Origin of the sequence: Stenotrophomonas sp. SrG (assembly GCF_050031795.1) — a bacterium.
Taxonomy (GTDB): Bacteria; Pseudomonadota; Gammaproteobacteria; order Xanthomonadales; family Xanthomonadaceae; genus Stenotrophomonas; species Stenotrophomonas rhizophila_A.
Window position 1 is genome coordinate 61,326 of the sequence record NZ_JBNBBE010000005.1, and the last position, 14,930, is coordinate 76,255.

Annotated in this window: 11 protein-coding genes; 10 read left to right on the top strand and 1 reads right to left on the bottom strand. The window is 68.3% G+C overall.

The window, feature by feature from the left end; translation table 11 throughout:
• Positions 1–61 precede the first annotated feature (61 nt).
• Positions 62–1,636 (top strand): phospholipase effector Tle1 domain-containing protein, encoded by a 1,575-nt coding sequence (locus ACQG3P_RS06260; RefSeq protein WP_426804532.1) that lies wholly within the window; start codon positions 62–64, stop codon positions 1,634–1,636.
• Between the two features lie 47 nt (positions 1,637–1,683).
• Here ACQG3P_RS06260 and ACQG3P_RS06265 read toward each other — a convergent pair whose 3' ends face one another.
• The gene (locus ACQG3P_RS06265; protein WP_426804533.1) at positions 1,684–2,301 is read right to left on the bottom strand and encodes a DUF938 domain-containing protein; all 618 of its coding nucleotides are present in this window, start codon (positions 2,299–2,301) and stop codon (positions 1,684–1,686) included.
• A gap of 113 nt (positions 2,302–2,414) precedes the next feature.
• Between ACQG3P_RS06265 and ACQG3P_RS06270 the strand changes: the two genes are divergently transcribed.
• The 9 genes from ACQG3P_RS06270 (at position 2,415) to ACQG3P_RS06310 (ending at position 14,919) form a co-directional block, all read left to right on the top strand.
• A complete protein-coding gene (locus ACQG3P_RS06270) occupies positions 2,415–4,043 on the top strand; it encodes a TldD/PmbA family protein (protein ID WP_426804534.1) in 1,629 nt (542 codons plus the stop codon).
• Positions 4,044–4,167: 124 nt separating this feature from the next.
• The gene (locus tag ACQG3P_RS06275; RefSeq protein ID WP_068848202.1) at positions 4,168–5,802 is read left to right on the top strand and encodes a TldD/PmbA family protein; all 1,635 of its coding nucleotides are present in this window, start codon (positions 4,168–4,170) and stop codon (positions 5,800–5,802) included.
• Positions 5,803–5,823: 21 nt separating this feature from the next.
• Complete coding sequence (locus ACQG3P_RS06280) at positions 5,824–7,158, top strand: TldD/PmbA family protein (protein WP_068848200.1); 1,335 nt, start codon at positions 5,824–5,826, stop codon at positions 7,156–7,158.
• Between the two features lie 16 nt (positions 7,159–7,174).
• Positions 7,175–7,876, top strand: a complete 702-nt coding sequence (locus ACQG3P_RS06285) for a DUF4159 domain-containing protein (protein ID WP_426804535.1) — start codon at positions 7,175–7,177, stop codon at positions 7,874–7,876.
• 61 nt (positions 7,877–7,937) lie between these two features.
• On the top strand, positions 7,938–8,924 hold the full coding sequence (locus ACQG3P_RS06290) for an AAA family ATPase (protein WP_426804536.1): 987 nt from the start codon (positions 7,938–7,940) through the stop codon (positions 8,922–8,924).
• 7 nt (positions 8,925–8,931) lie between these two features.
• A complete protein-coding gene (locus ACQG3P_RS06295; protein WP_426804537.1) occupies positions 8,932–9,822 on the top strand; it encodes a DUF58 domain-containing protein in 891 nt (296 codons plus the stop codon).
• The gene (locus ACQG3P_RS06300) at positions 9,819–10,940 is read left to right on the top strand and encodes a BatA domain-containing protein (RefSeq protein WP_426804538.1); all 1,122 of its coding nucleotides are present in this window, start codon (positions 9,819–9,821) and stop codon (positions 10,938–10,940) included. The genes ACQG3P_RS06295 and ACQG3P_RS06300 overlap by 4 nt, the downstream gene beginning before the upstream one ends.
• The gene (locus tag ACQG3P_RS06305; protein ID WP_426804539.1) at positions 10,937–13,093 is read left to right on the top strand and encodes a hypothetical protein; all 2,157 of its coding nucleotides are present in this window, start codon (positions 10,937–10,939) and stop codon (positions 13,091–13,093) included. Before ACQG3P_RS06300 ends, ACQG3P_RS06305 begins: the two co-directional genes overlap by 4 nt.
• Positions 13,090–14,919, top strand: coding sequence for a hypothetical protein (locus ACQG3P_RS06310; RefSeq protein ID WP_426804540.1), 1,830 nt, complete (start codon positions 13,090–13,092; stop codon positions 14,917–14,919). The genes ACQG3P_RS06305 and ACQG3P_RS06310 overlap by 4 nt, the downstream gene beginning before the upstream one ends.
• The last annotated feature ends 11 nt before the right edge of the window (positions 14,920–14,930 follow it).

Below are 14,930 nucleotides of genomic sequence, written 5' to 3' on the forward strand. Positions count from 1 at the left end.
TGCCGTGGGCAAAGTTAATTCCAGCGCAGGTAGTCGTCCTGCGACCGCAGATGACTTCCGGATGCAGCAGGATGTCCGGCAGCAGTTGCAACAGCTTTCAGTCCCTGTTCTCCAGCGCAATGCCACTGCAAATGAGTACTTGTTCTTCGCGTTCCTGGATGGAACGGGTCAAGACCTGAACAACCCGAGGCTTGGCCCAGCTACCACTGTCGGAACGCTGTATGAGCAAGCGCTGGCTAAAGCGGACGAGCCAGACAGCCGCATAGGTGCACACTACTCAAGAGGCATCGGAACCCAGTCGAGGACGATGGCACGTACATGGGACGGTATGCTTGCATACACTTGGGAAGATGGAATCAAGGACGCGTATCGCGACTTGGCAATTCAGGCAAGTGCCTGGGTCAACAATGATCCTCAAGCCGAAATCCGCGTTGTTGGCATCGGCTACAGCCGTGGCGCGGTGCAGACGGCGGGCCTGCTCCGGTTGATTGATGAGTACGGCATCGTTCCTGAAGAAGGCCTTGGGTTTGGCCATGACAGGAACGGCAACATCAGCGTCATCAGCCGGTTACCACCGCTGGTGCCGCCAGGCCAAGCCGCACAGGCCACCCTGCTGCTGGATCCAGTGGCGACCAACATGCCCGCCAACTTCGACGCCCGCCTGCCACCGAGCGTGATCTCGCGCGTGGCGATCATGGCCGCCCATGAGCAGCGCGAGCTGTTTCCGCACCAGGCCATCAACGATCCCGGGATGACGCCGGATGGGCGTGCGATCAACGTCGCCGCGCCAGGTGGCCACTCCAACGTGGGCGGCGGGAACCGTGATGCTGGCCTGGAGATCCTGACCGGCAACGCCGCCATCGACTATCTGAACACGTTGCGCGACCAGCCACTGTTCGAGAAGCGCGCCGTGCCGATGGACCTCGATACGATGACGCTGTACCAGGCCGGCGGCGCGACCGCGCTGTTCGGGTTGAAGATCGACCGCGACGGCGAGCGCAATCTGCGTGATGCACTGGCCAACTGCAAGATCGTCGATCCGTGCAACGACTCCGAGCCGATTGACCAGGCGCTGGCGGCGCGGTTCGAACACCGTTCCATCCAGCCCGATCCGGTGGAACAGGCGCAGCTGCAGGCCCTGGTGGAGCTGGCCGCGCAGCGCGATCAGCGGAAGGCGCCGGACGCCCCCGGGCACGTGGACAACCCCACGCTGGCCCGCATCCGGGAAGGCGTGCAGGCCGCCGAGGACAAGGGGCAGGTCAGCTTCGCGAACGGGCTGGAACGGGAACAGTTCTGCCGCTCGGCGCTGGCCTGCGCGATGGACAACCGGGAGACGCGCCAGGCGCTGTATCCCGGCAGCAACGCCGGCCCGCTGCAGGGGAGCGAGATCTCCCGCGTCGATGACGTTGTCTTCGGGTCTAAGGGCTACGCCTTCCTTGTCCAGCATGGCAGCGGACCGCATGACCAGCAGCGGGTGCCGTTTGATATCGACCTGGCCAAGCAGACGCCGGTAGCGGTGTCGGACCAGAAAGTGGAGGCTGCCGCCCGCGAGATCGAGCAGCAGCAGGCGTTCCAGTTGCAGCACGCCGCCCCACAGCAGGCGCCAGAGCCGGCGCTGGGCGGGTTTGCACGGTAACTATCGTAGGGACACGCCATGCATGTCCAGGTGCCGGGCCGCGCGACTCACCGCCGCCAGATACGCAGCCGGTTGTTGGCCGGCATCGCCACATCGTCAACCAGCCGCAAGCCCTGCGCTGCGGCCAGCGCATCCACCGCCTCGGCATCCCGGATGCCCGATTCCGGGTTCCGCGCCTTCAGCCACCCATCGAACTGCCGGTTGCTGTCGCTGCTGTAGTTACCGTTGTAATTGAATGGGCCATATACGCACAGCAGCGCATCGTCGGCCATCACCGCCGGCAGCCCGGCGAAGAGTGCCTGCACGTGCGGCCAGCTCATGATGTGCAGGGTGTTGGCGCTGAACACCGCATCGAAGCCCAGCGGGGACGCCGGCAGTGGGGCCAGGCCCGGCACCGGCGCAAGTACCGCCTGCAGCGGCCACGGCGCCGATGCGTTGGGCAGCCCCGCCTCGGCCAGGCGCTCGGCGATGCCCGGCAGGTAGTCCGGATGATCGCTGGCCTGCCACTGCAGGTGCGGCAGCTGGGCGGCGAAGTATTCGGCATGCTGGCCGGTGCCGCTGCCGATCTCCAGCACGCGCTGGCGGTCCTGCAGCAGGCGGCGCAGTACCGCCAGGATCGGGTCGCGGTTGCGCTCGCAGGCCTCGGACCAGCGTTGTTGGCTCATGACGTCCGGAAATGTCGGATCAGCGCACATCCAACCATGACCGCAGTCACTTGTGCCAGCACCGGGTCGCAAACGACAGTCGAAGGCTGATCGTTCCCGGGGAATCGAACGCTGTGCAACGCCGTGAGTTTTTGACGCTGTCTGGCATGGGTCTGGCGGGCCTGATGGTGCCGCACGCCCGCCTGATCGCCGCCGAGCAGCTGCTCGAGCCGGCCAACGCGGTCCGCAACAAGGCGCTGGCCGAGGCCGCACTGGCTGCCGCCAAACGGGCCGGGGCCAGCTACTGCGACGTCCGCATCGGCCGCTACCTCAACCAGGCGGTGATCACCCGCGAGGCGCGGGTGCAGAACGTCACCAACAGCGAGTCCTCCGGAATTGGCATCCGGGTCATCGTCAATGGGGCGTGGGGCTTTGCCGCCACCCACCAGCAGACCCCGGCCGCTATCCTGGCCGCAGTGGAGCAGGCCGCCGCCATCGCCCGCGCCAACGCCACCATCCAGACCCGCCCGGTACAGTTGGCGCCGGTCAAGGGGGTGGGCGATGTGAACTGGAAGACGCCGATCCGCAAGAACGCCATGGCGGTGCCGATCAAGGACAAGGTCGAGCTGCTGCTGAGCCTGAATGCGGCCGCGACCAACGCCGGCGCCGACTTCATCAACTCCACCCTGTTCCTGGTCAACGAGCAGAAGTACTTCGCCTCCAGCGATGGCTCGTTCATTGACCAGGACGTGCACCGGATCTGGCTGCCGTTCACCGCCACCGCCATCGACAAGGGCACCGGCAAGTTCCGCACCCGCGCCGGGCTGTCCTCGCCGATGGGCATGGGCTACGAGTTCCTCGATGGCGAGGCCAGCGGCAAGATCCAGCTGCCGGGTGGCATCACCGCCTATCGCGATTCCTACGATCCGGTCGAGGATGCCATCGCCGCCGCCCGCCACGCCCGCGAGAAGCTCAAGGCACCCTCGGTCAAGCCGGGCAAGTACGACCTGGTACTGGACCCGTCCAACCTGTTCCTGACCATCCACGAGAACGTCGGCCACCCGCTGGAGCTGGACCGCGTGCTCGGCTACGAGGCCAACTACGCCGGCACCAGCTTCGCCACGCTGGACAAGCGCGACGCCGGCTACCGCTGGGGCAGCGAGCGGGTCAACTTCTTTGCCGACAAGACCGCCCCGGGCAGCCTGGGTGCGGTGGGCTACGACGACGAAGGGGTCAAGACCAAGCGCTGGGACCTGGTCAAGGACGGCATCCTCGTCAACTACCAGGCCACCCGCGATGAAGTGCACCTGCTGGGCGAAACCGAATCGCATGGCTGCAGCTACGCCGATTCCTGGTCCAGCGTGCAGTTCCAGCGCATGGCCAACGTGTCGCTGGCACCGGGCAAGACCCCGCTGAGCGTGGCCGACATGATCAAGGACGTGGAGGACGGCATCTACATCCACGGCCGCGGCTCGTATTCCATCGACCAGCAGCGCTTCAACGCGCAGTTCGGCGGGCAGCTGTACTTCCAGATCAAGAACGGCCAGATCGCCGGCATGGTCGAAGACGCCGCATACCAGATCCGCACGCCGGAGTTCTGGAACGCGTGCAGCGCGATCTGCGACGAGCGCGATTTCCGCTTCGGCGGTTCGTTCTTCGATGGCAAGGGCCAGCCCGGCCAGGTCTCGGCGGTGTCGCATGGCTCGGCGACCACGCGTTTCGACGGCATCAACATCATCAACACCGCACGCAGCCTGGGCTGAGCCGCCCGGCCACCGTGCCAAACGTCACTACCGTTGGACCGCCGCGCCCGCAAGAATCGATGCACCGCTGTACCGCTGATCCCGCCTTGTTCCTGCCACCCCCACACCGACGTGGAGAGCTGCCTTGCAAAGACGTGACTTCCTTGCCCTGACCGGGCTTACTGCTGGCGGCCTGATCGTGCCGGCGTTCTTCGGCAAGGTGATTGCCGCCGAGCAACTGCACAGCACCCTGGACCCGGCGCTGAAGAAGCGCCTGGCCGACGCCGCGCTGGCCGCCGCCCGCCAGGGCGGCGCCACCTACTCCGATGTGCGTATCGGCCGCTACCTGCGCCAGTTCGTGATCACCCGCGAAGACAAGGTGCAGAACGTGGTGAACACCGAGTCCACCGGTGTGGGCATCCGCGTGATCGTCAATGGTGCCTGGGGCTTTGCCGCCACCAACCAGCTCAACCCGACCGACGTAGCGCGTGCCGCCCAGCAGGCGGTGGCCATCGCCAAGGCCAACGCCGGCGTGCAGACCGCCAAGGTGCAGCTGGCCGCTGCGCCGGGTGTGGGCGAGGTGAGCTGGAAGACGCCGATCCGCAAGAACGCGATGGAAGTGCCGATCAAGGAGAAGGTCGACCTGCTGCTGGACGTCAACGCCGCTGCGATGGGCGCCGGCGCCAGCTTCGTCAATTCGATGCTGTTCCTGGTCAACGAGCAGAAGTACTTCGCGTCCACCGATGGCTCCTACATCGACCAGGACGTGCACCGCATCTGGGCGCCGATGACGGTCACCGCCATCGACAAGGCCAGTGGCAAGTTCCGCACCCGCGAAGGCCTGTCCGCCCCGATGGGCATGGGTTACGAATACCTCGATGGCGCCGCGAGCGGCAAGGTGCTCACGCCGAACGGCGTGGTCAACTACGGCTCGTCGTACGACATGAAGGAAGACGCCATCGCGGCGGCCAAGCAGGCGCAGGAGAAGCTGAAGGCGCCGTCGGTCAAGCCGGGCAAGTACGACCTGGTACTGGACCCCTCGCACACCTGGCTGACCATCCACGAATCGGTCGGCCACCCGCTGGAACTGGACCGCGTGCTCGGCTACGAGGCCAACTACGCCGGGACCAGCTTCGCCACCCTGGACAAGCGCGAGCAGCACTTCCAGTACGGCAGCGACCTGGTCAATATCTTCGCCGACAAGACCCAGCCGGGCAGCCTCGGCGCGGTGGCCTACGACGATGAAGGCGTCAAGACCAAGCGCTGGGACCTGATCAGCAACGGCAAGCTGGTGGATTACCAGACCATCCGCGACCAGGCCCACATCCTGGGCAAGACCGAATCGGACGGCTGCTGCTATGCCGATTCCTGGTCCAGCGTGCAGTTCCAGCGCATGGCCAACGTGTCGATGGCGCCGGGCAAGACCCCGCTGAGCGTGAGCGACCTGGTCAAGGACGTCGAGAACGGCATCTACATCATCGGCGACGGTTCGTTCTCCATCGACCAGCAGCGCTACAACGCACAGTTCGGCGGCCAGCTGTTCTATGAAATCAAGAACGGCCAGATCACCCGCATGCTCGAAGACGTGGCCTACCAGATCCGCACCCCGGAGTTCTGGAACGCCTGCAGCGCCGTGGCCGACGAACGCGATTACCGCCTGGGCGGTTCGTTCTTCGACGGCAAGGGCCAGCCGGGCCAGGTTTCGGCGGTCTCGCACGGTTCGTCCACCGCGCGCTTCAACGGCATCAACGTCATCAACACCGCGCGCAGCCTCGGCTGACCGGTCAGGAGCCCTTATTCCATGAGTATCTTCACCGAAGCCCAGGCCAAGGCCATCCTCGACAAGGTCATCGCGCTGTCCAAGGCCGATGAGACCACCGCGGTGCTGGCCGGCTCGATCAACGGCAACATCCGTTTCGCGCTCAACAACGTCTCCACCAGCGGCATCGTCGACAACACCGAACTGGCCGTCACCGTGGCCTTCGGCAAGCGCGTTGGTACCGCCTCGATCAACGAGTTCGACGACGCCGCGCTGGAGCGCGTGGTCCGCCGTGCCGAGGACCTGGCCCGCCTGGCCCCGGAAAACCCGGAGTTCCTGCCGGCCATCGGCAAGCAGACCTACACCGCCAGCCCGACCTTCAGCGAATCCACCGCCGCCATCGACCCGGCGTTCCGCGCCAAGGTCGCCGCCGATTCGATCGCGCCCTGCCGTGGCAACGGCCTGATCGCCGCCGGCTTCCTGGAAGATGGCCAGGGTTTCCAGGCCACCGCCAACAGCAACGGCAACTTCGGCTACCAGCGCACCACCAACTTCGACTACACCTGCACGGTGCGCACCGAAGACGGGCGCGGCTCGGGCTGGGTGGGCCGCAACCTGAAGGACGCCGCCGACTTCAAGGCCGACCAGGACGTGCGCATCGCCATGCGCAAGGCCACCGAATCGTCCGAAGCCAAGGCGCTGGAGCCGGGCAAGTACACCGTGATCCTGGAACCGGCGGCCGCTGCCGGCCTGATCAGCTTCATGATGAACTTCTTCGATGCGCGCTCGGCCGATGAAGGCCGCAGCTTCCTGTCCAAGAAGGGTGGCGGCAACAAGCTGGGCGAGCAGGTCTACGACCCGCGCGTGAACATGTACGCCGACCCGTGGCACCCCGAGGCGCCGGTGCTGCCGTGGGACCAGCAGGGCCTGCCGCGCAACAAGCTGGCCATCATCGAGAACGGCAAGGTCGCCAACCTGGATTACTCGCGCTTCTGGGCGCAGAAGCAGGGCAAGACCGCCAATGCCACCCCGGGCAACCTGCTGATGAGCGGCGGCGACAAGAGCACCGCCGAGCTGGTCCGCGGCACCCAGAAGGGCATCCTGGTCACCCGTACCTGGTACATCCGCATGGTCGATCCGCAGACCGTGCTGCTCACTGGCCTGACCCGCGACGGCACCTTCTATATCGAAAACGGCCAGATCAAGTACCCGGTGAAGAACTTCCGCTTCAACGAATCGCCGGTGATCATGCTCAACAACATCGAAGAGCTGGGCAAGCCGGTACGTGTGGCCGGTGACGAATCCAGCTTCGTGATGATGATCCCGCCGATGAAGCTGCGCGATTTCACCTTCACCTCGCTGTCCGACGCGGTCTGATGGCGCGCGTGCGGCAATGAACCGCGCGCAGTTCCTGCGGTTGATGCTTGGCGGGGCCGCCCTGGCGGCCCTGCCCTCGTTCGCCCGCGCGCAGGCCGGGCGTTACGACTTCTGGTTCACCCGCCTCAAGTACGACTCCGGCGACTGGGACGTGGACGCGCGCATGCCGTCCAACCTGATCACCTCGCTGATCGACTACACCACGCTGCGGGTCGACCCGACCGAGCATGTGGTGGCGCTGTCCGACCCGCGCATGCTGGAGGCCCCGTTCTGCTACCTGGCCGGGCACAAGCTGGTGGAGTTCAACGCCGCCGAGCGGCAGAACTTCGTGCGCTATGTGCGCAACGGCGGGTTCGTGTTCGTGGATGACTGCAACCACGACATCGACGGGCTCTTCGCCAAGTCGTTCGAAGCGCAGATGGTCAAGCTGTTCGGGCCGGCCGCGCTGAAGAAGCTGCCCAACACGCATGCGCTGTATCGAAGCTTTTTCAAGTTCCCGGACGGGCCACCAGCCACCGGCTTCGAGCTCAATGGCTGGGGCGATGATCTCGTGCACGATTACCTCAAGGGCATCGAGGTCGATGGCCGGCTGGGCGTGCTTTACAGCAATAAAGACTATGGCTGCGAGTGGGATTACGACTGGCGCAACAAGCGCTTCCTGGCCGAGGACAACACCCGGTTCGGGGTGAACATCGTGATGTATGCGTTGAACAACTAGGTTTCGCTGATTTCTTCAGCCACGCAGGGCGTGGCTCTACATTCATTGCTGCGAGCGTGCCATGCAAAACGATAGCCCCATTGACGCCCTTCTCTCCAAGCTGCAGCCCCTGCGCGATGCGCTGGGCACGGCCGTGGTCGGCCAGCATGAGGTGGTGGAGCAGCTGCTGATCGGCCTGCTGGCCGGTGGCCATGTGCTGCTGGAAGGCGCGCCAGGGCTGGGCAAGACCCTGCTGGTGCGTTCGCTCGGGCAGGCGCTGGAGCTGCAGTTCCGGCGCGTGCAGTTCACCCCGGACCTGATGCCCAGCGACATCCTGGGCACCGAGCTGCTGGAAGAAGACCACGGCACCGGCCACCGCCATTTCCGTTTCCAGCAGGGGCCGATCTTCACCCACCTGCTGCTGGCCGACGAGCTCAACCGCACCCCGCCCAAGACCCAGGCGGCGCTGCTGGAAGCCATGCAGGAACGCACCGTCAGCTACGCCGGTACCACCTATCCGTTGCCGGCGCCGTTCTTCGTGCTGGCCACGCAGAACCCGATCGAGCAGGCCGGCACCTACCCGCTGCCGGAAGCCCAGCTGGACCGGTTCCTGCTGCACGTGCGGGTGGACTACCCCACCGAGCAGGAAGAGCGCGACATCCTGGTGCAGACCACCGGCAGCAGCAGTGGCACCGTTCCCAAGGTGATGCACGCCGAGGATGTGCTGGCCCTGCAGGCGGCGGTACGGCAGGTGCATGTGAGCGATGACGTCCTGCGCTGGATCACCCGTCTGGTGCGTGCCAGCCGTCCGGGTGCCGGTGCGCCGGATGCGGTGAACCATTGGATCAAGTGGGGCGCCGGCCCACGTGCCGGGCAGTCGCTGGTGCTGGCGGCCAAGGCCCGCGCGTTGCTGCAGGGGGGTTTCGCGGCCACCCGCGACGACGTGCAGGCGCTGATCGCGCCGGTGATGCGCCATCGCCTGCTGCTCTCGTTCGCCGCCGAAGCCGAGCAGAAGGGCGCCGACGATGTGATCGCCGCGCTGCTGCAGGCCGTGCCCTTCCCCGCCTGAGCCCGCCGTGAGCCCGCACGCCCCGATCGCCATCCCCGCCGATGTCCGCAGCCGCCTCAAGGCGCTGCGGCTGTTGCCGCGGCGTGCGATTGGCGCGCAGGGCATCGGCCAGCATGCCAGCCGCAGCCGTGGCGCCGGTTTGGAATTCGCGCAGTACCGTGCCTACGAGCCCGGTGACGAACTGCGCCAGATCGACTGGAAGCTGTACGCCCGCTCGGACCGCTTCTTCGTGCGCGAGTCCGAGCGCGAAAGTCCGGTCACGATCTGGATCCTCGTCGATGCCACGGCATCGGCCGGGCAGGCCGACCGTGCACGCCCCGCGCTGTCGCGGCTGGACCATGCCTGCGCCACCGCGGCCTGCATCGTGGAACTGGCGCTGCAGCAGGGGGACCGCTTCGGCCTGGTCGCCATCAACGGCGACGGCGTGCAGCTGGTGCCAGCCGGTAGTGGTGCGCGCCAGCGCGACCGCATCCACCTGCTGCTGCACCGCCTGCGTGCGCGTGGCGCATGGCCCGCTGCGGACGCACTGCGCCCGGTCTGGGAACGCGTACAGGCCAACGACATGTTGGTGGCGCTGGGGGATGGCTTCGACGACGCCGGCACCGTGCTGCTGGAGCGGTTGGCCGCCGCCCGCCGCGATGTGGTGCAACTGCAGATCCTGACCGCCGACGAGCGTGATTTCCCGTTCCAGGACGGCCACCGCTTCCGCGATCCGGAAACGGGTGAAGAGCTGCTGGGTGATGGCCGCGCGATCCGCGACGCGTACCTGGCCCGCTTCGCCGAGGCGCAGCGCGTGCTGCAGGCACGGTTGCAGCGCGGCGGCGTTGCCCATGTGGTGACCCATACCGACCAGCCGCTGGACGCGCCGCTGCGGCTGCTGGCCGGGAGCGTGCGATGAGCCTGTCGCTGCTGTTCCCCCTGGGGCTGCTGGCGCTGGCCTCGCTGCTGGTGCCATTGCTGATCCATCTGGCGCGCCGCCACCACTACGCGCCGCTGGAGTTCGCCGCGCTGCGCTGGCTGCGCGCGAAGGCCCGCCCGCGCCAGCGGATCCGCTTCGACGAATGGCCGCTGCTGCTGGTGCGCCTGTTGCTGCTTGCCGCGCTGGCCGTACTGCTGGCCCGGCCGCTGCTGCACGGCGCGCCGGTGCAGACGCCGGCACGGGTGGTGGTGGCACCGGGACTGAGCCCTCCTACATTGCCTGCAGGCAGCGAGGGTCGCTGGTTGGCGCCCGGATTCCCGCCGCTGCGGGATGCGGCGCCGGCCGGCCAGCAGCCGCTTTCAAGTCTGCTGCGCGAGCTGGATCAAACCCTGCCTGAGGGCACGGAACTAACGGTGTACGTCCCCGATCCCATGCGCGGGCTCGACGGCGAGCGGCCACGGTTGTCGCGTGCGGTGAACTGGCGGCCGGTTGCGATGCCGGTGGGCGCGCCGGTGCAGGACAGCGCGCCGCAGCTGCGCGTCAGCGGCAACGACCCGGAACCGTCCGAACGGGCTGTGCTCGATGCCCTGCAGCGCGCGTGGAGCGGACAGCCGCTGTCGGCGCCGCTCGCCACCGATGCCGCGCCGGAACAAGGTCAGGTAGGCGTGTGGCTGGCCGATGCGCCACTGCCCGCCGCTTGGCAGGCCTGGGTGCACGATGGCGGCAGCGTGTTGGCTGTGTCGACCAAGGCGGCCACCGGTACCGGTACGACGGTGCTGCAGGATGCCAGCGGCAAGGCAGCGGTCATGCGCCATGCGCTCGGTCGCGGACAGGTGCTGCGCTTTACTGCCGCGCTGTCACCCGATGCACTGCCGATCCTGCGCGAACCGTCGTTCCCGCGCCGCCTGTTGGAGCAGGTGCGGCCGCTGCCGTCGCCGCAACTGGCGCCGGCTGCCGTGCAGGCGCCGCTGACCGGTGCCAGCCCGCCGCTGGCACAGCCGCGTGATCTGGCGACCTGGCTGCTGGCGGTGATCGTGCTGCTGTTCGCCCTGGAGCGTTGGATGGCCACCGCGCCGCGACGCGGGGCAAGCGCATGAACCGCGTTCACCAGGCATGGCAGCGCGCGCGGCGCCGGCGGTGGTGGATCACCGCATTGCTGCTGGTGCCGCTGGCGCTGGCCCTTACCGCCATCGCCGCGCGCGTGGCGGGCATCAACATCGGCTCGATCGTGCTGCTGGCAACCCTGCTGGTCGTCGCAGGTACCGCCACCTGGCGCGCGCGACGATTGGACCGGCACTGGCTGGTGCGCCAGCTGGACACGCATGCCATCGCGCAGGACAGCGCCGATCTGCTGTTCGCCGATACCGCCGCACTCAATCCCCTGCAGCAACGCCAGCAGGCGCGCGTCACCGCCGCGCTGCAGGCCGCGCCGCCGGACCTGCGCGCGGCCTGGCCCAAGCGCTGGTTGGCCGTGTCGTGGTGTGGCGGAATGCTGGTGGCCGTGCTCGCCGCAGGCTGGCCTGCACCGGGCGCACCGCTGCCGGGCCTTCCCGGCCGTGCCACGCCTCCCGCCAGCCCGGCCCAACCGCCCAGCCTGCAGTCCTCCCGGTTGCAGATCCAGGCACCGGCCTACACCGGCCAGGCACTGCGCACCCAGACAGCACTGGACGCCAAGGTGGTGCAGGGCAGCGCGCTGGACTGGTCGCTGCGTTTCAGCGCACAGCCCACGCAGGCCGCATTGCAGCTGCACGACGGCACCCGCATCGCGCTGCGCCGCGATGGTGAGGCGTGGGTGGCGCAGTGGAAGGCGGCCAGGCCCACGCTGTACCGCATCGTCACCGAGCCGGCGCTGACCGCACCCAAGCTGTATCGCCTGGATGTGGTGCCCGACCGCCCACCCAGCGTGCGCGTGATCGCACCGGACCGCACCCTGGTCCTGGCCACGCCCGGCCAACGCCAATGGAGCCTGCAGTTCGAAGCCAGCGATGACTTCGGCGTGGCGGCCAGTGCCGAACTGCACCTGACCCTGGCCCAGGGCGGCGGGGAAAACATCACCTTCCGTGAGCAGCGCATCGCGCTGACCGGCACGGGCCCGGCCACCCAGCGCCGCTTCGCGCGCACGCTGGACCTGGCTGCACTCGGCGCCGGCCCCGGCAACGATGTGATCGCGCAGCTGCAGGTGCGCGACAACCGCACGCCCACCGCGCAGACCGCGCAAAGCACCAGCCTGATCCTGCGCCTGCCCAGCGAAGAACAGGTGCTGGGCACGGATATGGAGGGCATGGTCAAGAAAACCCTGCCGGCGTACTTCCGCAGCCAGCGCCAGATCATCATCGACGCCGAAGCGTTGATCAAACTGCGCCGCCAGCTGCCCGCCGAGGAGTTCGTGAAGCGCTCCGATGCGATCGGCGTGGACCAGCGCATCCTGCGCCTGCGCTACGGGCAGTTCCTGGGTGAGGAGAGCGAAGGCGGCGCCAAGCCGCCGCCGACCAGTGACAGCCTGCCCACCAGCGATGCTCCGGCCGCTGATCACGATGAGGATCATGCGCACGACACCGCCAGTGCACAGGGTGGCCACGACGATCACGAGCACGGTGCAACCAGGGCCGACAGCGCCCCGGTCTTCGGCGCCGCCACCGACGTGCTCTCCGAGTACGGCCACACTCACGACCATGCCGAAGCAGCCACCCTGCTCGATCCGCAGACCCGCGCGATCCTGAAGGCCGCGCTGGACCAGATGTGGTCGTCGGAAGGTGAACTGCGCCAGGGCCACCCCGAGCGCGCACTGCCGTTCGCCAACAAGGCACTGGCCTTCATCAAGCAGGTGCAGCAGGCCGAGCGCATCTATCTGGCCCGGGTCGGGCCCGAGCTGCCGCCCATCGACGAAGGCCGCCGCATGACCGGCGACCGCACCGATCTGGGCAGCCGCTCCTCCACCATTACCCCCGTGGACGCGCCCGATCCCGCCATCGTGGCGGTCTGGCAGCAGTTGGCCGACACCCGCACAACGCCGGACCTCAACGCGCTGAGCCAGTGGCTGGGCCGCCATCAATCGCGACTGTCCGACCCCCTCAGTCTTGCGGCGGCAGTCGAAGAACTGCGCCTCGCACCAGACTGTGCATCCTGCCGCACCACATTGCGCGCACAACTGTGGCGCGCGTTGCAGCGACCATTGCCGCAGTTGGAACGCCGCAGCGCACCGGACCCGATGGCGCAGCGCTACCTGGACGCACTGGAGGGCACGCGATGAGCATGGCCCCATGGATCGCCATCGCCTTGGCCCTGATCACCATCGCAGCCAGCGTACGCATCCTCCGCGTGGAGCCACGCCGTGCGTGGCTGCCTTCACCCGGACCCGCCGCATTGCTCGCGTTGCAGGCCCTGTCCGCCCTGTTGCTCTACTTCACCCTCGTACCACCACAGCGCAGCGTGGAAGCGGGCCAGCTGACCGTGCTGACCGGCAACGCCGCATCCGCAGGCGCCGTGCCCGCCGGTGCAACCGTGATCGCACTGCCCGAGGCAACGCCCAGTGCAGGCGCCGTACGCGCCCCCGACCTGGCCACCGCGCTGCGCCAGCATCCGGGCAGTACCTCGCTGCTGCTGATCGGGGATGGACTGCGCGCGCGCGATCGCGATACCGCGTTGCCGCTGCGGGCAACGGTGCAATCCCCTGCCGCGCCCCGCGGTTGGCTGGATCTCCAGCCGCCGTCGGTCACCGCCCCCGGCGCGCTGTTCGAGGTTGCCGCCCGCGCCGGCGGTGTCGACGGGGCGCGCGCCGAACTGCTCGACCCGGCTGGCATGGTGGTGGACCGCGCACCGCTGGACGCGCAGGGCACCGTGCGCCTGCACGGCAGCGCACGCGCCGCAGGGCGCAGCGAGTTCACCCTGCGCCTGCTCGACGCGCAGCAGCACGTCGTTGACAGCCTTCCGGTGCCGCTGCAGACCGTGGCCGCCCCGCCACCTCGGGTCCTGATCCTCGCCGGCGCACCCGGCCCGGAACTGAAGTACCTGCGCCGCTGGGCCACCGATACCGGCCTGGCCGTGCAGGCCCAGGCCAGCGCCGGTGGCGGGGTGATGCTCGGCGATGCGCCGGTCGCCCTGAGCACGGCACGCCTGGCCGCCACCGACGTGCTGGTGCTCGACGAACGCAGCCTGGCGGCACTGGGCGCGGCGCAACGCACGCTGGTGCAGCAGGCGCTGCGCGATGGGCTGGGCGTGGTGGTGCGCAGCAGCGGCCCGCTCAACGACACCACGCGCCAGGCGCTGCGCAGCTGGGGCCTGCCGGTGAACGGCGGCAGCCGTGCGACACCGCTGCAGCTGCAGACCGATCCGGAGTCCGCACTGCTACAGGCGCGACGCGGCCCGCAGCGACCGGCCAATGACAGCACGACCTGGATCGACGAAGCCGATGCCGCTTCGCACAGTGCGCTGCCGCCAGCCCTGGAGCAGTTCGACGCGGTGCTGCCGGGTGCAGAGGCCCTGTTCGCCGACGCGAAGGGCAACGCCGTGGGCGGCTGGCGCAGCGTCGGTCGCGGCCGCGTTGCCCTGCTCCCGGTTACCGACAGCTACCGGCTGGTCCTGTCCGGCCGCGACGACCGCTACGCCGAGCTGTGGTCGGGCGTGTTGTCGAAGGTCGCGCGCGCGCTGCCGGGTGCGCCTGCCATCCGCCTGCAGACAGCGACGCCCTGGTCGGGCGAGCGCGTGACCCTGTGCGAGGTACCCAACGGCACCCGCATCCGCGACGCCGAAGGCCATACGGTCGCCCTGCAGGTCGATCCGGCCAGCGGCAGCCAGCAGTGCGCCGGCTACTGGCCGCAGCAGCCCGGGTGGCACCAGCTCCAGCACGGCGACACCGTGCAGGCGTTCTATGTATTCGACCCGGCCACCGCGCAACCGCTGCACCGCCAGCAGCTGCGCGCCGCTACTGCGGATCGCCTGGCTGAATCCAATGCCGCCTCGAGCGGAACGCCCGACAGCGTGCCCGGCCCGCGCTGGCCGTGGCTCCTCGCCTTCATCGCGGTCGCCGGCCTGCTGTGGTGGCTGGAGCGTCGGCGTCCCGCGCCACCGGTGGCGTAGCGGCGCAGCAG